Source organism: Streptomyces phaeochromogenes (assembly GCF_001418655.1).
Taxonomy (GTDB): Bacteria; Actinomycetota; Actinomycetes; order Streptomycetales; family Streptomycetaceae; genus Streptomyces; species Streptomyces phaeochromogenes.
This window is the reverse complement of sequence record NZ_LIQZ01000222.1, coordinates 1-19,530: the sequence shown is the minus strand read 5'-3', so window position 1 is coordinate 19,530 and position 19,530 is coordinate 1. Positions and strand designations below refer to the sequence as shown.

The following is a 19,530-nucleotide window of genomic DNA, read 5'->3' as shown; positions in this document are numbered from 1 at the left end:
CGTGAGCGACTTGAGCGGCGACACCGCCGGGAAGGCCCCGCGGAACCGGCTGGATCTCGATCCGGACACCGTGGAGAAGGACCTGGTCAAACTGGTGCTGACCGTGGTCGAGTTGCTGCGGCAGCTGATGGAGCGGCAGGCGCTGCGCCGGTTCGACACCGGGGATCTCACGGAGGACCAGGAGGAGCGGATCGGTCTCACGCTGATGCTCCTGGACGACCGCATGGCCGAACTGCGCGAGCGCTACGGGTTGCGGCCCGAGGACCTGAATCTGGACCTCGGGCCGCTCGGACCGCTACTGCCAAGGGAGTAGAGCCACCGGTGGATACGGAAATACCGGTGGCACTACCAGCGATACCAGCGGCCCCTGGAACCGCTCGCGCTCGTGCCGCGCACCAGGAATCCCAGTAGCCACACCACGATGACTATCAGTGCGATCCACCAGAGAATTTTCAGCGCGAACCCGGCGCCGAAAAGGATGAGTGCCAGCAGCAGTACCAACAGGATGGGAACCATAGTTTATTACCTCCTGCTGTCCGGGTTTCCCGGATCAAGGAAATCAGACCGGTTTCCGGCAGAGAATTTCCCCGTGCAGGACGGAGAACCAGGAATCCTCCTGCCGGCCCCACTCCCGCCACGCCTCCGAGACCGTGTTCAGCTGCTCCGCCGTCGCGTGGCCGCCCTCGATGGCGCGGTCCGCGTACGCGGAGGCGACCGTACGGTCCGCCCACAGGCCGCTCCACCAGGCGCGCTCCTCGGCGGTGGCGTAGCACCAGGTGCTCGACGAGCAGGTGACGTCGGTGAAGCCGGCGGTCAGCGCCCAGGATTTCAGGCGCCGCCCGGCGTCCGGCTCGCCGCCGTTCGCGCGGGCCACACGCCGGTAGAGGTCCAGCCAGTCGTCCATGCCCTGCGACAGCGGGTACCAGGTCATCGCCGCGTAGTCCGAGTCGCGGACGGCCACGAAGCCGCCCGGTTTCGTGACCCGGTACATCTCGCGCAGCGCCTGCACCGGGTCGCCCACGTGCTGCAGCACCTGGTGCGCGTGGACGACGCAGAAGGTCTCGTCCGGATACTCCAGCGCGTGCACGTCCGCGACCGCGAACTCCACGTTCCCCAGGCCGCGTTCGGCCGCCGTGGCCCGGGCCTGGTCCAGGATGCCCGGCGCGTGGTCCACGGCGGTGACGTGCCCGTCCGGGACCAGTTCCGCCAGGTCGGCGGTGATGGTCCCGGGCCCGCAGCCGATGTCCAGGATCTTCATGTGCGGCTTCAGCGAGGGGAGGAGGTAGGCCGCCGAGTTCACGGCCGTGCGCCAGGTGTGCGAGCGCAGCACGGACTCGTGGTGGCCGTGCGTGTAGACGGCGGTCTCCTTCGACATGGCGTCCCCATTCCCTCGTAACCCTCGGACCGGGCCTGCGGAGCTGCTCCGCGAGCGATACGTGTCACCGTACGCCGCCATGTCGAATGATGAGACCCGCGTCTTGAGATATGGACTGAGCGGCAGGGGGTAGGGGGCAGGGGCCGGGTGGCAGGTGGTCAGCGTCGCTGCCGGAGTGGGCGGTACACCGTCAGTGCCTCGGGGAGCTTCCGCAGCGTCACCTCGCCCTCCACCGTGGTGACTTCACCGTCGTACGCCAGCAGGGTGCCGGGTTCGACGCCCTCCACGCGGAGCGCGCCGACGCGGACCGCCGCGTGCGCCGGGGAGCGGGTGAGCGGCCCGGCGACGGCCGCCGCGAGGAGGCGTACGGCAGGGAAGCGGCCCCCGTGCACGACCCGTACGTCCAGGCGGCCGTCCGCGAGGTCGTAGCGGCGGGCGGGCACCGGCCCCATCCGGTGGTACGTGCCGTTTCCGGCGAACAGGAGCCACAACGGGTGCTCCTTGCCGCCGAGTTCGGCCTTGAGGGGGTGCCGGTCGGCGCGCAGCACGCGCACGGTCGCGACCACTCCGGCCGGCCAGCCGCCGATCCGCTTCGACCAGCGGTCCCGCTCGCGCACCAGCTCCGGATAGACGCCGAGGCTGCACGTGTTGAGGAAGTAGCCCTCCGTGCCGTCGGCGGAGAACAGGCCCACGTCGACCCGTACGGCATCGCCTTCCTGCAGGGCCTGGCTCAGATCGCGTACGTCCTCCACGCCCAGGTCCTGCGCGAAGTGGTTGAGCGTGCCGCCGGGCAGCACGGCGAGCGGGAGGCGGTGGCGCAGGGCCACCGTGGCGGCAGCGTTCACCGTGCCGTCGCCGCCGCATACGCCCAGTACCTCGGCGCGGGCCGCCGCCTTCTCCAACTCGGCCCGCAGATCGGCCGGTTCGCACTCCACGAGCTCGGCGCGCGGCAGGGCTTCGCCGAGGGCGCGGACGCGGTCCGAACTGCCCGCCGCCTTGTTGACCACCATGACCAGGCCCTCGCCGTCCGGCAGCGCGGGCGCGTCCGCGCGCGGACGGCCGGGCGGGGGCAGCTGGTCGCGGGTCGGCACCAGTCCGCGCACGGCGAAGGCGGCGCCCACGCCGAACGCCGCCCCGACGAGCACGTCGCTCGGGAAGTGCGCGCCCGTGTAGATACGGGAGAGGGCGACCGCGGCGGCCACCGGGGCCACCACCGCGCCCAGGGGGCGGGACTCAAGGGCGACACCGGTCGCGAAGGCCGCCGCCGACGCCGAGTGCCCCGACGGGAACGAGGTGGTGATCGGCTGGCGCTTCAGCTGCCGGACCCTCGGTACCGCGTCCAGCAGGGGGCGCGGGCGGCGCACCGAGCGCTTGCCGAGGGTGTTGATGGTGGCCGAGGCCAGGGCCAGCGAGGCGACACCGCGGACGGCCGCGCGGCGGGCCCGCGGCGAACGGGTCGCCGCCAGCGCCGCCGCCGTGCCGAACCACAGCAGGCCGTGGTTCGCGCTGCGGCTCAGCTTCGGCAGCAGCGGGTCGGCGCCCGGCCAGTGCCGGGCCGCCACGGCCTCGAAGATACGGAAATCGAGGGCCAGGAACCGGTCGCGGAGGGCGTGGCCGGGGCCGGTGACGGTGAGGTCCAGGTCTGCGGTCATGCACCATCGTGTACCCACACAGGGCTCTGCCGCGCATGCCGGTTCGACGAGAACGGGTTGTACGACCTGTCCGCCCCCGGTTCGTCGTCCCAGGTCCGCCTGTAGCGCCGCCCGCCGCAGAACCCGTTTGCCGCGCGCCCCGCCCACCCCGGACAATGCCCAACCATGGGACATCTGGAAGCCGCGCACCTGGAGTACTACCTTCCCGACGGGAGGGCGCTGCTCGGCGATGTGTCGTTCCGGGTGGGCGAAGGGGCCGCGGTCGCGCTGGTCGGGCCCAACGGAGCCGGAAAGACGACACTGCTGCGGCTGATCTCCGGCGAGCTCAAGCCGCACGCCGGCACCGTCACGGTGAGCGGCGGACTCGGCGTGATGCGCCAGTTCGTGGGATCCGTACGGGACGAGTCGACCGTACGGGACCTGCTCGTGTCGGTCGCCCAGCCGCGGATCCGGGAGGCCGCCGAGGCCGTCGACCGCGCCGAGCACCTCATCATGACCGTCGACGACGAGGCCGCCCAGATGAGCTACGCGCAGGCGCTCTCCGACTGGGCGGAGGTGCAGGGATACGAGGCCGAGACCCTCTGGGACATGTGCACCACGGCCGCGCTCGGCATCCCGTACGACAAGGCGCAGTTCCGTGAGGTGCGCACGCTCTCCGGCGGTGAGCAGAAGCGGCTCGTCCTGGAGGCGCTGCTGCGCGGCACCGACGAGGTGCTGCTGCTCGACGAGCCGGACAACTACCTCGACGTCCCCGGCAAGCGCTGGCTGGAGGAGCGGCTGCGGGAGACCCGCAAGACCGTCCTGTTCGTCTCCCACGACCGGGAGCTGCTCGCCCGCTCCGCCGAGAAGATCGTGAGCGTCGAGCCCGGGCCCGCCGGCGCCGACGCCTGGGTGCACGGCGGCGGCTTCGACACGTACCACGAGGCACGCCGGGAGCGTTTCGCGCGCTTCGAGGAGCTGCGGCGGCGCTGGGACGAGAAACACGCCCAGCTGAAGAAGCTGGTGCTCAACCTGCGGCAGGCGGCCTCCATCAGCCATGAGCTGGCCTCCCGCTACCAGGCCGCGCAGACCAGACTCCGCAAGTTCGAGGAGGCGGGACCGCCGCCCGAGCCGCCGCGCGAGCAGGACATCACCATGCGCCTGCACGGCGGTCGCACCGGCGTACGGGCCGTGACCTGCAAGGGGCTCGAACTCACCGGGCTGATGAAACCCTTCGACCTGGAGGTCTTCTACGGCGAGCGGGTCGCCGTGCTCGGCTCGAACGGCTCCGGCAAGTCGCACTTCCTGCGGCTCCTCGCGGGCGGCGACGTCACGCACACGGGGGAGTGGAAGCTCGGCGCGCGTGTCGTGCCGGGCCACTTCGCGCAGACCCACGCCCACCCCGAGCTGGAGGGGCGCACGCTGCTCGACATCCTGTGGTCCGAGCACTCCCAGGACCGCGGGGCCGCCGCGTCCCGGCTGCGGCGGTACGAGCTGACCGCCCAGGCGGAACAGCGCTTCGACCGGCTCTCCGGCGGGCAGCAGGCCCGCTTCCAGATCCTCCTCCTGGAGCTGGAGGGCTGCACGGCGCTGCTTCTGGACGAGCCCACGGACAACCTCGACCTGGAGTCGGCCGAGGCGCTTCAGGAGGGGCTGGAGGCCTTCCAGGGCACGGTTCTCGCGGTCACGCACGACCGCTGGTTCGCTCGTTCGTTCGATCGGTATCTGGTGTTCGGCAGTGACGGTCGTGTGCGGGAGTCGGCGGAGCCGGTGTGGGACGAGCGGCGGGTTGAGCGGGTCCGGTAGCCGGCAGTTCCCCGCGCCCCCAAGGGGCGCGAGTGTGCCCCGGTGTTCGTAAGGTGGAGGGAGACACGACGATCGGGGTAGCGCCATGACCGGAGTCGACCCGGGCAGCCTGGACGATCAGCAGCTGATGAAAGAGCTGGAGACGATCCATCGCACCCGCCACGACACGTTGCTGCACGGCTCGAACGACGCCCTGCGCACGCACAACGTCCGGATGGCGGAACTGGAGGGCGAGTATCTGCGCCGGAACCCGCGCCGCCCGATCGCCCTGGGCCGCACACGGGCGGGCGCACGGGACAGGCACCCGGACGCAAGCCGGTGACGCGCGGGGCGGGCGGCGCGGCTGAACTGGCGTAGGCCCTGCGGAAGGGGCGTCGGGCCTGCGGAACGCCTGCGGCGCGGGTGTCGGTCTTGCGGGGCGGGCGTCGGGACTGCGGCGCGGGCCGTGGTCAGCGGCGCTACGAGGACTCCGGCAGGAACGCCTCGCGGAACGCCCTGAGGTCGTCCGGGTTGTGGCTGGTGACGAGTGTCGCGGGGCCGGACTCGCAGGCGACCACCTGTTCGCCACCTTCGTCGCCCCGGGTACCGCCCGCGCTACGGACGTCCGTACTCAGGCTCGGCCACGAGACGAGGGTGCCGCCGCGTGGGTCTGTTCGCGTTACGCGCCGGTCCTGCCTCCGGGGCCGTACGGGGCGGCGCGGCTGATTTCCGCGAGGGCCGAGTCCGGGTTCTCGGAGATGGCCAGGTCGCCCAGGCTGACCATGCCGACCGCACGGCCGTTCTCGACGACAGGGAGGCGGCGGACGGCGTGGTCGCGCATCAGCGCTACCGCCGCCGCCACCCCGTCGTCAGGGCCCACCACGACCGGATCGGGCGTGCACACCGACTGAGCGCTCACCGTCAGCGGGTCGACACCGTTGGCGACCGCGCGCAGCGCGATGTCCCGGTCGGTCAGGACGCCTATGAGAGCGTGGTCGCCCGCCACCAGGACATCGCCGATGTCCTGGGCCCGCATGAGCTGGGCGGCTTCGACGAGCGAGGCGTCCGGGCGGACCGAGACGACGCCCGGCGTCATGACTTCCCTTACGAAAACAGCCATGGCTGGGGGCCTTTCCTGCGTCCCCGGCGAAGGGGTACGGCTACGTCGGCCTGATGCCGCCCGCAGTACCCCTGAGACGGCCGGCTACGCGTCCGGCGCGCGCTCTTCGGGCGCCTCGGCCCCGGTCTCCGCGGAGCGCACGACGGCCTCGGCCAGTTCCTGCGCGTTCGCGTAGCGCGCGCCGTCCGGCAGCGGATCCAGCGCTTCGACGAGCGCGTCCGGCGCGTACTGGGCCCGCAGGACGCCGCTCAGCTCCCGGGGACCGGCGGGGAACGACGTACGTCCCAGGTGGCGCGCCAGATCGAGGCGGACGGAGGCCACCGAGCCCCGGTCCGAGCCCGGCGTCACCGGGCCGCCGGCGACGGGCGGATCGTCGTCGGCGACCGGCTCCGGATCGTGCCACTCCTCCACGCGGGTCGGACGGCCGGACCTCAGCAGGCCCTGCAGTTCGTGCTTCATCTCCTCGTCCCGGTGGACGCTGAGGCGGTTGCTGCCTCGCTCCATGTGTCCCTCCAGATGTTCGCGGTGGACCCTCGCGTACCCGTCTCCCCAACATCGACACGGACGGTTTGCACCGGGGGTTTGCGGTGGCACGGCATCGGGATGGGCATCGCCATGTGCGCAGGAGGTTTGTCCGTCGGCGACCAGGAGACCCGGTCTCCACTCTCTCCACCCTCCGCTCTCCCCCTCCACTGCGATCCCCTCGGGGAAGGACAGGACCATGGCGGTGCTCGCCGTGATCATTCCGGTCCTGATGCTCGGCGTCGTCCTGGCACTCGGCCGCTACGAGGAATGGATGCTCCCGAACGAGGACTGGCTGCTTCCCGCTCAGCCCGTCCAGCGGCCCGGCACGACCGACGGCGCCACGCTGGGCGGTTGAGCGACTGAGCCGGGCAAGTGGCGTTTGCCCGGGAAGTCGAGGGGCAGGCGAACACACAGTGCTTCGGACAGGAGGCACGTCCGTGGGAGCGGTGTATCCCACCACGGGTGTGCCCGTCCGGCTCGGGGTGCGCTCCCACGGTGACCGCCCAACCAAGGCACCACTCAAGGGAGTTGCACGCACCATGCGAACTCACGCGAGCGCCAAGCACCCCCACGACGACGCCCCGGACACCGCGGAGGACTTCCGCAGGCTCGCTTCGTTGCCTCCGGGCCAGCTGCGCGACACCCTCCGGGAACAGATCATCGAGGCCTGGCTGCCCATGGCGAACCGCCTGGCAGGCCGATTCCGCAACCGTGGCGAGAACTACGACGACCTGCGGCAGGTCGCGGCCATGGGCCTGGTCAAGGCCGTCGACCGCTACGACCCCGAACTCGGCAACGCCTTCGAGAGCTACGCCGTACCGACCATCACGGGTGAGGTCAAGCGGCACTTCCGTGACCACATGTGGACCCTGCACGTGCCTCGCCGGGTCCAGGACCTGCGCAACCGCGTCCGCTTCGCCGGCCAGGACCTCTCCCAGACCATCCCGGGCCGCCGGCCCACGGTCGCCGAGATCGCCGAGCACGCGCAGATGAGCGAAGAGGACGTACGCGCCGGTCTGGAGGCCCTGGAGAGCTTCACCGCGCTCTCGCTCGACGCCGAACTCCCGGGCAGCGAGGACGGATACTCGCTGAGCGACGCGCTCGGCTCGGCCGATCCGGCGCTGGACGTCGTCATCGACCGTGAGGCGGTCAAGCCGCGGCTGCAGGCGCTGCCCGAGCGTGAACGGGCCATCCTGTACATGCGGTTCTTCGCGGACATGACGCAGAGCCGGATCGCGGAGCAGCTCGGGATCTCGCAGATGCATGTTTCCCGGCTGATCAGCCGGTGTTGCAGCCGGTTGCGGGAGCAGGTTCTGCAAGACGTCGCGTAGGCCCCCGGCGGTTCGGCGGGGTCCTGCGTGCGGGGTGTGGATGGGTGCGGCCGGTCGTTGCCGGGCGCGCAGTTCCCCGCACCCCTTTCAGGGGCGCCCATGTGGGCCCCAGCCGCTTCAGTCCAACTTGGCCATGGCCAGGGCGATGTGACGGGACATCATGTCCGTCGCCTGGGCCTCTGCCATGGAGAAGGCCAGGCGGGGGCCGGTGCGGAAGAGGGTGAGGACGCCCTGGACCGCGCCGTCGAGGGCGAGGGGGACGCAGAGGAGGGACGTGACGTTCGCGCGGACCAGGACGGGCGCGCCGGAGGCGTCGCGGCCGAAGGCGTCCGGGTCCTCGGGGCGTACCTGGAGAGCCGTGGAACCGCCGCGCGCCGCCTCGACGACGAGGGGGCACGCGGCGGGGTCCTGCGCCTCCAGGTCCCCGACTCGTACGTCCCGTTGGTCCCGATGGTCCGCCGGTCCGAGGACGGTCGTACGGCACAGCCGTGCGGCTCCCTCGTCGGCCACCACCCAGTCCGCGAACCGCCCGTGCAGCACCCGGGCGGCCCGCTCCAGCACCGCGGCCCGGGTCGTGGCGGGCTCGCTCAGCAGCGCCGTGGTCATCGCGTCCAGCAGGTCCATCAGCGCCGCGTGACGTGTCGTCTCGCCGAGGTCAGGCACGGGGCCCGGCCCGCCCTCGGCCGACGGCGCCCGCGCCCCGGCGGACTGGAGCACCACGAGGACGGCGGTACGCGGCTCGCCGCTCGGCCGCAGCGCGGTGAGCGTCGCGTGTACGGGGACGGCGGGGCGCTGCTGGAGATGGACCGTGAGACTGCGGTCGCCGTCACCGCGTGCCACCGCCGCGGTCTGTGAGCGGAACGCGGCCCGGTCCGGGTGCGCGAGGAAACCGGAGAGCGGGCGGCCCGTCGCGTAACCCGCCCTGACACCCGTGAAGTCGGTCGCCGCGAAGTTCAGCCTGCGGACCACCGTCTCACGGTCGATCAGCGCGACGGGCAGCGGCAGCCGTTGGAAGATTCCCTTCAGAAGCTGCTGCTCCTGACGGTCGGCGGAGGACGTGCCCGCCGTGCCGGTGGCCGTCAGTCGCTCGTACCACGGCCACAACTGGTCGGCCACATGGTCGAGTTCGAAGATCGCCGTGTCCAGCACGGTGGGCAGGTCGTCGTGGGGCACGGAGCGTGCCGCCTTCAACTCCGCGACACGGCGCACGAAATCCGCGAGTTCCTCACCGAATTCCTCCGTCTGCGCCATGCGACGAAAGTAGCTCCTCACGCCCGCGCCCGGGGAGGTCGTTACGGGACGCCTCCATGCCGTTTTCTCCGCAGGTGACCGGGAAGGCGGACGAAAGAGGAGGCGCGAAGCATGCCGGATACGGAACATCTCGGCCCCCGGGGGTCGTCATCCCCGGAGTCTGCACTCCCGGGTCGTCGGCTGTCGGAACTCGCCGAGCAGGCCGTCCGCTGCACCACCGACTGCTGCGGCGCGGGCACCACGGTCTCCGACGGTGGCACGGAGCGGCCGGCCGCGGTGACCCATCCGGACCTCGCCGCGCTCGTCTCGATGCAGCTCCGCACCGGGGAGGGCCCCATCCCCGCGGCACTGGAGCGCGGAGAGCCCGTCGAGTCGGGCGACCTGCTGCGCGAGGAGCGCTGGCCGCAGTACCGGGCGATGGCGCTCGACTCGGGTGTGCGCTCCAGCGTCACCCTTCCCTTTCGCCGGGCGGGCCTGACGGTCACCCTCAGCCTCTACAGCTTCCGCGCGGGCGGCCTGGAGGATGCCCCGCACGGACCCGCCCGCGCCCTCGGTGATCTCGCCGCGACCGGTCTCGTCCGGGACCGCTCCTACCGCGCCGCGCTCACCGAGCTCGACCAGCTCGGCGCCGCGCTGCGCACCCGCCCCGTCGTCGACCAGGCGTGCGGCATCGTCATGCATGTGCTGGCCTGCGACGCGGACGCGGCCTTCAAGGTCCTGCGCCGCATCTCGCAGGGAACCAACCGCAAGCTGTCCGAGGTCGCCTCGGCCCTCGTGGACTCACGTGGCCGCGGCCTGGAACAGGAGCTGGTCTCCCTCTCGAACTGAGTCGGTACGGCGTCCGCCGGTGTCACCCGCTCGGGCGTCCGCGTGGCACGAATGGTGTCCGGCCGCGCGCGCCCGGGCGGCGGCCGGGCTCTGATGGGCTGCGGGGCATGTCGGTCGTGCCCCGCCTCCGCCGCCGTCCACGGGCGTGGGGGTCCCCAGCCGCCGGCCGAAGGAGCCCGAGCCCATGCGCCGTACCGTCCGCGCCCTGTCCGCCACCGCCCTCACCGCCGTCGCCCTGGGCATGACCACCACCGTGGCGGCGGCCGACAACCCGGGGGCGGAGGTCAGCCCCCGCACCGTGGCTCCAGGCGGCACCGTCACCGTCTCCGTGGCCTGCGAACCGACGGGCGGACCGGCGCCCGAGACCATCGACGCCACCTCGCGGGCCTTCGAGCACGGCACCGTCCAGCTGCACAAGGCCGCGGGCGAGGAGGACGCCGCGGGCGGCCCGGCCTACAGCGGCACCGCCCGTATCGCGCCCGCCGCGAACTTCGAGGAGGGCGGGTCCGACTCTGCCGACAAGGACGATGCGGTGGGCGAGGACGGTGGGACCGGCAAGGACGACGCGGTCGGCAAGGGCTCCGACTGGAGCGTCGACGGCACCTGCCCGGCCGCGCCCGGTGGCCAGGGAAAGCAGTGGAGCGCGTCCTTCACGGCGTCCCGCGAGGGCTCCCGCGACGGCTCCGAGGGCTCCCGTGACGGTTCCCGTGACGAGGTGTCCCGAGACGAGGGATCTCGTGAGGAAGTAGCCCGTGATGAAGTAGCCCGTGAGGAGGGACCTCGTGACGGCGGAGCCCGTGACGACGGAGGCGCGGTCCGGCACGGGGTGCAGGCGGGCGAGGGTGGCACCTTCAACGACTCCACTCTCGCCCTGGTCACCGGCGGTGTCCTCATCGCGGGCGCGGCAGGCGCCGCCGTCCACCGACTGCGCCGCCGGGAGTCCTCCTCGAACGGCTGAGTTGGCCACGCGATCCACTGGGTACGCAGAGCCTTGGGTACTCGAAGCACAGGGGCACGACAGGCACCGTGGGAACCACGACGGACCACGGACCGGCGTCCACGGATCCGCGATCCACGGAGGCCCGGTCCACGGAACGACGGCCGGTCCACGGATCACTGCGCGGAGGCACGTATGCGGCAGACCGATCCGGAAGGCCACGGCCCCGTCCGCTACGGCCCACCGCTCCCCGGCCAGGACCTGCCGGTACCGCCCGGCCTCGCCGCCGCCGCGACGGGCGCGCACACCGAACCGACCGGCGGGGGACCCGCGCTCCTGGACGCCGCCCTCGCCTACTGGGCCCGGCGCGGACTGTCCGCCGACCGCCACCGGACGGCCGCCGCGCCCGGCGCCCCCGCACTGCTCCTCGCGCTGACCGCCGCGCTCGGCGGTGACGTTCTCGTGCCGCGCCCCTGCGCGGCCTGGTGGGCGCCGCAGGCACGCCTGCTGGGCAGCTCCGTCTTCCACGTGGGGACACCCGCCGAGTGCGGCGGTGTCCCGGATCCGTACGCCCTCCTGGAAACCGTGCGCCGAGTACGCGCCGAGGGCGGCGACCCGCGGCTGCTCGTCCTGTCCGTCGCAGACGACCCCACCGCCACCGTCGCGCCGCCCGAGGTGGTCCACGAGGCCATCGAGGCGGCCGTGGGCGAGGGGCTGCACGTGGTCAGCGACGAGACCTGGCGCGACACCCTCCACGAACCGCACGACACCGTGTTCCTGAGCCCCGCCGAGATGCTGCCGGAGCACGTCACGGTCCTGACCGACCTGGCCGGCCCCTTCCTGCCGCCCGGCTGGCCCGCCGCGATCGCCCGCTTCCCGGCCAACGACACCGGCACCCGGCTGCGCGACCGCGTCCTCGACGTACTGACCGCGCTCGACGCCCGGATCGCGGCACCGGTCGCCGCGGCAGCCGCGTACGCGCTGGCCGAGCCCGACGACATCACGCAGCGCCTCGCCGCGTCGGTACGCCTGCACGCGCGCGTGGCCACCGCCGCGCACCAGGCCCTCGTGGCCGCGGGCGCCCTCGCCCGGCCTCCGCGCGCGGGCCGCCATGTGTACGCGGACCTCGGCCCGCTGCGCTCCGCGCTCACCGCGCGCGGTGTCGGCGACGCCCAGGAACTGGAGGACTTCCTCACCGACCGTCTCGGCATGCCCGTGCCCGGCGGCCACCGCTTCGGCGACGACCTCGGCGCGCTGCGCGTACGCCTGGCCACCGGCCCGTTCCTCGGCACAACCCACGAGGAGCGAACGGCGTCTCTCTCGTCACCGGAACCTCTGGAATTGCCGCATGTGGAACGCGCGTTGAGTCTGCTGGGCTCGGCACTCGCCGAGCTCCGCGATGACGATGACGCTCGGCGACGGGAGTCCCCTCGATGACGCAGCAGTCCGAGTCGACCACGACCACCACGACCACGGACGCCGACGACTTGGCGTCGACCTCCCCTCCGGCCTCGCCCCTGTCCTCCGCACTGCCCTCAGCGGCGTTCGCACCCGCCGTCGGAACCCCGCTCGCCGACCCCCGGCCGCTCGGCGAACGCCGCGTCTGGCCCCGCTCGTTCGCGGACCGGCTGACCGCACCGCTGCCGGGCCTGAGCGGCTTCGCCCGGTTCGCCCGCGAGGGCGCCCTGCGGCCCGGCCCCGAGGGGCTCGCCGACATTCCCCGACTCCCGTACGAGCCGGGCCCGTTGCCCCGGGTGGACGCGCGCACGATCGCCGTCTCCTGGGCGGGGCACGCCAGTTGGGTGGTCCGGATCGGCGGGCTCACCGTGCTCACCGACCCGGTGTGGTCCCGCAAGATCCTCGGAACTCCCGCCCGGATCACGCCCGTCGGCGTGGCCTGGAGCGCACTGCCGCGCATCGACGCGGTCGTCATCAGCCACAACCACTACGACCACCTGGACGCGCCGACCCTGCGCCGACTCCCGCGCGACACCCCGGTGTTCGTCCCGGCCGGGCTCGGCAGCTGGTTCAGGCGCCGCCGCTTCTCGCACGTCACCGAGCTGGACTGGTGGGAGGCGGCCGAACTGAACGGCGTCCGCTTCGACTTCGTACCGGCCCACCACTGGTCCAAGCGCAGCCTCCACGACACCTGCCGCACCCTGTGGGGCGGCTGGGTCCTGACCGCGTCCGACGGCCGGCGCGTGTACTTCGCGGGCGACACGGGATACGGCCACTGGTTCTCCCGCATCGGCGCCCGTTATCCCGGTATCGACCTCGCGCTCCTCCCCATCGGCGCGTACAACCCCCGTTGGTGGCTCAGTGACGTCCACTGCGACCCCGAGGACGCGGTCCGAGCCACCCAGGACCTCGGCGCCCGCCGCATGGCACCCATGCACTGGGCCACCTTCGTCCTCTCGGCGGAACCGGTCCTGGAACCCCTGACGCGGGTACGTACGGCATGGGAGAAGGCAGGCCTGGAGAGGGAGAACCTGTGGGACCTGCCGGTGGGCGCCTCAAGGGTGCTCGCCTGAAGGCCCCGTCCACCTACTGCGGAGCGCCACGCAAACGCCGCCAAAGACCGGGCGCAACGCTGATCACAATGGTCAGAACGACCACCGCGACCACCCCCTCCCAGGGCTCCTTGAACAAGGAACCGCCAGCCACCCCGATGAGCTGGTACGTCGCGGCCCACGCGAGGCACGCCGGCACGTCACCCCGAGCGAACCGCCGCAACGGCCACTTCGCCATCAGGCAGGCCAGCATCACCGGAATACGGCCGGCCGGCACCAGCCGCGACAGCACCAGCACGGCCACGCCGTGCTCCGCGAGCTTCTCCTGCGCCTGCGCCAGCCGGTCCTCCGGCGCACGATCCCGTATCGCGGCCAGCCAACGCGACCCGTTCTTCGACTTCATGCCACGGCGCCCGAGCCAGTACAGCGCGACATCCCCGAGGAACGCCGCGAACGCCGCCACCACGAAGACCAGCACCATCGAGAACGGCGCGGTCTGGTGGAACGCCACCACCGCCGCCGAACTCACCAGGGCACCCGTCGGCACGACGGGCACCAGCGCTCCGATCAGCACCAGCAGGAACAGCGACGGATAGCCGAGCGCCTGCTGGGTGGACTCGGGCGGCACGGTCGTGACCGCGGCGGCGAGCACATCCCTCACCGGGTTTCGCCCTCCCGCTCGTCGTCGCCCCGGCCGGCCGGCGCGTCCCTCGGGGATGACCGGTACCCCGCGACCCGGGGCCGCACACGCTGGCCGTGGTCCAGAAGGTGCACCGCCACCTCGGGCGCACGCTCGGCGGCCAGGCGCACGAACTCCTCGCCGGGCGCGTGGAATTCATGGGGGCGCACGGCATCCATCCCGATCGGCCAGTACGTGCCGTAGTGCACCGGCACCGCGCTCCCCGGTTGCAGACGGGCCAGCGCCTCGGCCGCCCGCCCGGCGTCCAGGTGCCCCTCGCCCAGATACGGCCCCCATCCGCCGACCGGCAGCAGCGCCACGTCGACCGGTCCGACCTCCTTGGCCATCGACTCGAAGAGGCCCGTGTCCCCGGCGAAGTACGTCCGTGCCTCGCCCTCGATCACATAGCCGAGGGCGGGCGCGCGGTGCGGCCCGACCGGCAGCCGCCGCCCGTCGTGCCGCGCCGGAACGGCCTGTACGACCAGGTCACCGACCCTCGTACGGTCGCCGGTCGCCATCTCGGTGACCTGCAGATGGCTGAGCCTGCGCAGCCCGGGGACGGCCCGCGGGGCGCCCTTCGGCACCAGGAGCCGGGTGCCCGGGGCGAGCCGCGCCAGCGACGGGACGTGCAGATGATCGGCGTGCAGATGGGACACCAGGGCCACGTCCGCCACCGCCGCCTCGGGCGCGGGCGGCGCGCCCCGGCGCCTGCGCAGATGCGCGAGCCGGCGCGCGAAGAGCGGGTCCGTGAGCACGCGCGCGCCCGAGTCCTCGACGGTGCAGGTGGCGTGCCCCCACCAAGTGATCTCCACCGGCACTCCTTTGCCTCCTTCGCGCGACTCCCCCCGAGCGTACGGGCAGGAGTAGGGTCGGCGACGAAACCCGGAGGTGAGGGGGGACGCCATGGGAGACGCACGCCGTGCCTCCGGCATGCTTCGCGTGACGACGATCGCGAGTCTGACGCCGTTGGAGGAGCTGGAGGCGGACCCCTTCCTGGTGGACTCGCGCAGCCAGCACGCCATGTGCGCGCGCTGGGCCGCCGAGCGCGGCTATGTCGTCACCCGCGAACTGCTCGTACGGGGGCTGCGGCCCGACCACTGCGCGCTCTGGGAGGACGTCGAGGCAGGCCTCGTCGACCTGTTCGTGGCGCCCAGCCGCCGGGTCCTGGAGCGGGCGCTCGCCTCCGTCGACGAGTTCACCGCCGAGTGTGCCCGGCGCGGAGTGCGGGTCGAGACGGTCGGCCACGCGGAACCCGCGTACGACGCCCAGATGAAGGCCCATGTCCACCGCCGGCTGTCGATGCCGACGGCGGGCTACGACGGCCGCTGACACCTCCGGCGGTGCCGGGCCCGGGCCGGGCACGGGCAACCCCGTGCGGTGATTCGCGGTCACCCTGTGTGCGCGTGGTGAGCAACCGTCGTGCCCTTGTGCGCCGCCGAAACGGCTTGCGTGCTTGTGACAGGGTTGGGGCAGGTCTGAGAGCGGGGTGGAGGTGGGCGTGGCGTGAGCGGCGCGAGATGGCGGCGGCTGGTGAGCGCGCTCTGGCGGAGCGTTGCCGTGTGGGCGGTGTCCACGGTCACCATGCTGGCGCTGGCCGGGATCCTGCCGGACTTCAGAATCCAGTCCGCGGACGGGGACAGCGCGACGCAGATCGCCATCACGGCCGCACTCGGCGCCGGGGCGTTCGGCATCCTCTCCTCCGTCGTCTGGCCGCTCCTCGTCAGGGCCCTGCTCCTCGTCCCCGCACTCGTCCTCGGCCTGCTCGTCTTCTTCCTCAACGGCTCGCTCCTGTGGCTCGCCCTGCGGATCATCCCGTCGGGAGAGAGCGAGGCCGCCCCGGAGACCGCCGTGGTGGTCGCCGCGGTGATGTCGGCCGTCGCCTCCGCCACCGGCGGTGCCCTCGCCGTCCGGGACGACGACGCGTACCGGCGCAGGCTCTACCGGCTCTCCGACCGGCGGCGGGCCGAGCTGGAGCCGGGCTCCGGCCCGTCCACCCCGGGCGTGGTCTTCCTGCAGCTCGACGGCGTCGGTCACGACGTACTCCTGGAGGCGGTCGGACGCGGTCTGATGCCGGCCGTCGCCGCCTGGCTCGGTGACGGCGAGGGGTCCCGCACCACCCACCGGCTCACCCCCTGGCGCACCGACTGGTCCAGCCAGACCGGCGCGAGCCAGCTGGGCATCCTGCACGGCTCCAACCACGACATCCCCGCCTTCCGCTGGTACGAGAAGGACACCCGGGAGGTCATGGTCTGCAACCGCCCCACCAGCGCCGCCGAACTCCAGCGCCGCGCCATCGCGCACACCGGCGACGGCGGACTGCTCACCATGGACGGCGCCAGCCGGGGCAACCTCTTCAGCGGCGGCGCCGACCAGCTCGCCCTGGTGCTCTCCGTGGCCGCCAGAAGGGGCCGGAAGAACCGCTCGCGGGCCGGCTACTTCGCGTACTTCTCCGACCCCGCCAACGCCGTCCGTACCGCCATGTCCTTCGTCGCCGACGTCGGCCGCGAGATCGGCGAGTCCACCTGGGCGCGCCTCAAGAGGCGGCGCCCGCGGGTCGGCCGCGGCGGCCTCTACCCGTTCATCCGGGCCTTCGCGACGGTCATCGAGCGGGACGTCGTCGTCGCCGCGGTGATCGGGGACATGCTCGCCGGACGCTCCTCGGTCTACGCGGACCTGGTGGCGTACGACGAGGTGGCGCACCACTCGGGCCCGCGCAGCCGCGACACGGAGAAGGTCCTGCAACGCCTGGACCGCTCACTGGCCCTGATCGCGCAGGTCGCCGAGCATGCCCCTCGCGCGTATCGCATCGTCCTGCTGTCCGACCACGGCCAGAGCCCCGGCGAGACCTTCCACACCCGCTACGGACTCGGCCTCGGGGAACTGGTCCGGGCCGGCTGCGGACTGCCCGTGCCCCGCAAGGCCCGCCGCACCCACAGCGGCGCCGAGGCCAGGTCCGCCGTACGGGCCGCACTGCGCAGGCCCGTCGAGGAGGGCCACGAGCAGTACCGCCCCTCCAGCCGCCACTCTGAGCCGCTCGTACTGGCCTCCGGCAACCTCGGTCTCGTGTCCTTCCCGGACGTACCGCACCGGATGAGCCGCGAGGAGATCGACGCCCGCCACCCGGCCCTGCTGACCACGCTCGCCAACCACCCCGGCGTCGGCTTCGTCCTCGTGCGCAGCGAGGAGCACGGGGGCCTCGTGCTCGGTGCGAACGGCGCCGAGATCCCGCTGGACGAACTGGACGAGAACCCGGGCCCGCTCGCCGACTTCGGCCCGGGCGCCGCCGACGCCGTACGCCGTACGCACACGTTCCCGCACACCGCGGACATCATGGTCAACTCCTGGTACGACCCCCAGGAGGGCGAAGTCCTCGCGTTCGAGGAACAGATCGGCTCGCACGGCGGCCTCGGGGGAGCGCAGGGCCGGCCGTTCCTGATGTCGCCGCTCACGTTCTCCGCGCCCGTCGAGGACGGGGAGGAACTGGTCGGCGCCGAGCAGGTGCACCACGTACTGCGGCGCTGGCTGCGCGAGTGCGACGGCCCGCAGGTGCCCGTCGAGACCGGCCCCGAGCAGCGGGTCGCGTAGGCCCCCGCGCTCCTCAAGGGCCCCGTAAATGGGCTGCGGTGCGGGGGAGGAGCCGCGCACACTGTGCGCATCGGACATCGCGCACCGGCGCGCCCCGCTCGAACACCCACCCTGGAGCCACTGCGTGCAGGCAGCCGTCACCGTCACTCCCGCCCGAATACCGGAACTGCTGCTCGGCCTCGCGACCGTGCGGCCGGTCTTCATCTGGGGCGCCCCCGGCATCGGAAAGTCCTCCCTGGTCAGGGAGTTCGCCGAGTCACTGGGACTGGAGTGCGTGAGTCTGCTGGGTACGCAACTGGCGCCGGAGGACCTGATCGGCGTACCGCAGATCCGCGACGGCCGCTCGGTCTTCTGCCCGCCCGAGGCGATCGCCCGGGACGAGCCGTACTGCCTGTTCCTGGACGAGCTGAACGCGGCGACGCCGGACGTCCAGAAGGCGTTCTACTCGCTGATCCTGGAGCGGCGCATCGGCAACTACGAGCTGCCGGCGGGCTCGATCGTCATCGGCGCGGGCAACCGCGCCACGGACAACGCGCTCGCGCGCCCGATCGCGTCGGCGCTGGTCAACCGGCTCGCGCACGTGCACCTGGAGGCGTCCCCGAAGGACTGGCTGGTGTGGGCCGGGGCGAACGGCATCCACCCGTGGGTGCTCGACCACCTCATCGACCGCCCCGACCACCTGTGGTCCAAGCCGCCGAAGACCGAGGAGCCCTTCTCGACGCCCCGCTCCTGGCACATGCTCTCCGACGCGCTGCACTCCTTCGGCCCGACGCTCGACGAGCCCACGCTGAAGGTGATCGCGCACGGCACGCTGACGCCCGCGCACGCGGTCGCCTTCTGCGGCTACGTGAAGATCGTGCGCAGCCGGTTCGGCATCGAGGCCATCATGAAGGGCGAGGCCCGCTGGCCGAACCGCCTCGAGGACCGCGACCTCCTGTACTACCTCGCGGAGTCCTTCCGGGGCCGCCTCGTCAAGGAACTCCCCGCCAGCAAGGAACACGCCTCGGCGACCGGCCGCCAGACCGCCTACCGCGCGAAGTCCCTGCTCGTACAGCTCGCCGAGATCTCCGTGGAGGTCGCCCAGAGCGTCATCGCCGCGGACGAGGACGGTAACCCCGTCCTGCCCGCCTGGTTCCTGGTGGAGGCGGCCCGCGACATGCCCCGGCTGGTGGAGGCGCGCCGGTGAGCGCGTTGCGCGCGACGGTGAGCACTGCGGGGGAAACGGTGAGTACGTCGCGCGACAGCGGGAGTGCCCCGCGCGGGAAGGTGGCCGCCGCCGTGCCCGGCGCGACGGCGGCAGTGCGTCCGTCCCGCCCGTCGCGCCGGGCACGCCTGTCGTGTCCGTCCCGTCTGTCGCGCCCGTCCCGGCCCGTGCCGCCTCGCCGCGCGCCGGCTTCGTGTCGGCCCGCTGGCCGAAAGGTGGCCGCGCCATGAGCCGTACGCGCAATCAGGAGCCGCCCAAGAAGAAGGACCTGGCCGCTGAGGCGTTCGCCGAGGGGATGCGGCTCGTGCGGGCCAATCGCGCGCTGGCCGCCATCGGGTTCAGCACCTGCCGTCAGGAGGACTGCGAGGAGGCGCCGGACGACGGACTCGTGCGCGTCGACTCCGACGGCGTGCTGCACGTCCATCCCAAGCGCCGGGCCGACCCCGTCGAGTGGGCCTGGGCGGTCGCGCACGGCGCCCTGCATCTCGGCTTCGGCCATGTCACGGCGGCGACCGGCCTGCGCGCCCAGCCCGACCGGTTCGACATCGCCGCCCGCTGCGTCGTCGTCAACCGCTTCCTGCTCGGCTTCCCGATCGGCCAGACGCCGGCGGACCTGCCGATGGCGTACCCCGACGGCGACGAGGAGCAACTCGCCGCACGCTGGCGCCGCGACGGCATTCCGCCCATGTACGAGCGCTGCGGCACGGCGGGCCCCGAGCCGGACCAGCTGCTCGTGCCGTGGGACAGCTGGCTCGGCGGCCGGCCGCCG

19 protein-coding genes and 3 pseudogenes are annotated in these 19,530 nt (G+C 72.7%); 13 read left to right on the top strand and 9 right to left on the bottom strand.

Annotation, left to right across the window (positions count from 1 at the left end; genetic code table 11):
• Position 1 precedes the first annotated feature (1 nt).
• A complete protein-coding gene (locus tag AOK17_RS28215) occupies positions 2-313 on the top strand; it encodes a gas vesicle protein K (RefSeq protein WP_245697414.1) in 312 nt (103 codons plus the stop codon).
• A 32-nt stretch (positions 314-345) separates the two neighbouring features.
• Here the strand turns inward: AOK17_RS28215 and AOK17_RS28210 are convergent, their stop codons facing one another.
• The 3 genes from AOK17_RS28210 to AOK17_RS28200 form a co-directional block, all read right to left on the bottom strand.
• A complete protein-coding gene (locus AOK17_RS28210; protein WP_055615376.1) occupies positions 346-516 on the bottom strand; it encodes a hypothetical protein in 171 nt (56 codons plus the stop codon).
• 43 nt (positions 517-559) lie between these two features.
• A complete protein-coding gene (locus AOK17_RS28205; RefSeq protein ID WP_055615375.1) occupies positions 560-1,375 on the bottom strand; it encodes a class I SAM-dependent methyltransferase in 816 nt (271 codons plus the stop codon).
• Between the two features lie 158 nt (positions 1,376-1,533).
• Positions 1,534-3,027, bottom strand: coding sequence for a bifunctional phosphatase PAP2/diacylglycerol kinase family protein (locus tag AOK17_RS28200; RefSeq protein ID WP_055615374.1), 1,494 nt, complete (start codon positions 3,025-3,027; stop codon positions 1,534-1,536).
• A gap of 165 nt (positions 3,028-3,192) precedes the next feature.
• On the opposite strand from AOK17_RS28200, the gene AOK17_RS28195 reads away from it, so the two are divergent.
• On the top strand, positions 3,193-4,812 hold the full coding sequence (locus AOK17_RS28195; RefSeq protein WP_055615373.1) for an ABC-F family ATP-binding cassette domain-containing protein: 1,620 nt from the start codon (positions 3,193-3,195) through the stop codon (positions 4,810-4,812).
• An 85-nt stretch (positions 4,813-4,897) separates the two neighbouring features.
• A complete protein-coding gene (locus AOK17_RS28190; protein ID WP_055615372.1) occupies positions 4,898-5,134 on the top strand; it encodes a DUF6158 family protein in 237 nt (78 codons plus the stop codon).
• Positions 5,135-5,270: 136 nt separating this feature from the next.
• Here the strand turns inward: AOK17_RS28190 and AOK17_RS52560 are convergent.
• The 3 genes and pseudogenes from AOK17_RS52560 to AOK17_RS28180 form a co-directional block, all read right to left on the bottom strand.
• A pseudogene (locus tag AOK17_RS52560) lies at positions 5,271-5,456 on the bottom strand (protease); the annotation flags it as partial.
• Positions 5,457-5,470: 14 nt separating this feature from the next.
• Positions 5,471-5,911, bottom strand: coding sequence for a CBS domain-containing protein (locus AOK17_RS28185; RefSeq protein WP_055615371.1), 441 nt, complete (start codon positions 5,909-5,911; stop codon positions 5,471-5,473).
• A gap of 84 nt (positions 5,912-5,995) precedes the next feature.
• A complete protein-coding gene (locus AOK17_RS28180) occupies positions 5,996-6,415 on the bottom strand; it encodes a DUF2795 domain-containing protein (protein WP_055615370.1) in 420 nt (139 codons plus the stop codon).
• 217 nt (positions 6,416-6,632) lie between these two features.
• Between AOK17_RS28180 and AOK17_RS50875 the strand changes: the two genes are divergently transcribed.
• On the top strand, positions 6,633-6,791 hold the full coding sequence (locus AOK17_RS50875; RefSeq protein ID WP_157881412.1) for a hypothetical protein: 159 nt from the start codon (positions 6,633-6,635) through the stop codon (positions 6,789-6,791).
• A gap of 184 nt (positions 6,792-6,975) precedes the next feature.
• Positions 6,976-7,767 (top strand): RNA polymerase sigma factor SigF, encoded by a 792-nt coding sequence (locus tag AOK17_RS28175; protein ID WP_055615369.1) that lies wholly within the window; start codon positions 6,976-6,978, stop codon positions 7,765-7,767.
• 117 nt (positions 7,768-7,884) lie between these two features.
• On the opposite strand, the gene AOK17_RS28170 is transcribed toward AOK17_RS28175, so the two are convergent.
• The gene (locus tag AOK17_RS28170; protein ID WP_055615368.1) at positions 7,885-9,018 is read right to left on the bottom strand and encodes a PAS domain-containing protein; all 1,134 of its coding nucleotides are present in this window, start codon (positions 9,016-9,018) and stop codon (positions 7,885-7,887) included.
• 111 nt (positions 9,019-9,129) lie between these two features.
• Between AOK17_RS28170 and AOK17_RS28165 the strand changes: the two genes are divergently transcribed.
• The 4 genes from AOK17_RS28165 to AOK17_RS28150 all read left to right on the top strand — a co-directional run bounded on the left by AOK17_RS28165 (position 9,130) and on the right by AOK17_RS28150 (position 13,314).
• Entirely contained in the window at positions 9,130-9,846 is a 717-nt protein-coding gene (locus tag AOK17_RS28165; RefSeq protein WP_055615367.1) for an ANTAR domain-containing response regulator, read from the top strand.
• A 184-nt stretch (positions 9,847-10,030) separates the two neighbouring features.
• Positions 10,031-10,804, top strand: coding sequence for a hypothetical protein (locus AOK17_RS28160; protein ID WP_055615366.1), 774 nt, complete (start codon positions 10,031-10,033; stop codon positions 10,802-10,804).
• A 174-nt stretch (positions 10,805-10,978) separates the two neighbouring features.
• Entirely contained in the window at positions 10,979-12,220 is a 1,242-nt protein-coding gene (locus tag AOK17_RS28155) for an aminotransferase class I/II-fold pyridoxal phosphate-dependent enzyme (protein WP_055615365.1), read from the top strand.
• Complete coding sequence (locus AOK17_RS28150) at positions 12,217-13,314, top strand: MBL fold metallo-hydrolase (RefSeq protein ID WP_055615364.1); 1,098 nt, start codon at positions 12,217-12,219, stop codon at positions 13,312-13,314. Before AOK17_RS28155 ends, AOK17_RS28150 begins: the two co-directional genes overlap by 4 nt.
• Before the next feature lie 13 nt (positions 13,315-13,327).
• Here the strand turns inward: AOK17_RS28150 and AOK17_RS28145 are convergent, their stop codons facing one another.
• Entirely contained in the window at positions 13,328-13,954 is a 627-nt protein-coding gene (locus AOK17_RS28145; protein ID WP_055615363.1) for a DedA family protein, read from the bottom strand.
• A gap of 68 nt (positions 13,955-14,022) precedes the next feature.
• Positions 14,023-14,790: pseudogene (locus AOK17_RS28140) on the bottom strand (MBL fold metallo-hydrolase); the annotation flags it as partial.
• Between the two features lie 85 nt (positions 14,791-14,875).
• On the opposite strand from AOK17_RS28140, the gene AOK17_RS28135 reads away from it, so the two are divergent.
• From AOK17_RS28135 to AOK17_RS28120, 4 genes and pseudogenes are all read left to right on the top strand, one after another.
• The gene (locus AOK17_RS28135; protein ID WP_055615362.1) at positions 14,876-15,301 is read left to right on the top strand and encodes a hypothetical protein; all 426 of its coding nucleotides are present in this window, start codon (positions 14,876-14,878) and stop codon (positions 15,299-15,301) included.
• Between the two features lie 174 nt (positions 15,302-15,475).
• On the top strand, positions 15,476-17,557 hold the full coding sequence (locus tag AOK17_RS28130) for a phage holin family protein (protein ID WP_245697413.1): 2,082 nt from the start codon (positions 15,476-15,478) through the stop codon (positions 17,555-17,557).
• Between the two features lie 124 nt (positions 17,558-17,681).
• Positions 17,682-18,743 carry an ATP-binding protein gene (locus AOK17_RS28125; protein WP_055615360.1) on the top strand — a complete coding sequence of 354 codons (1,062 nt, stop codon included), beginning with the start codon at positions 17,682-17,684 and terminating at the stop codon, positions 18,741-18,743.
• Positions 18,744-18,987: 244 nt separating this feature from the next.
• Positions 18,988-19,530 (top strand): annotated as a pseudogene (locus tag AOK17_RS28120) (DUF2201 family putative metallopeptidase); the annotation flags it as partial.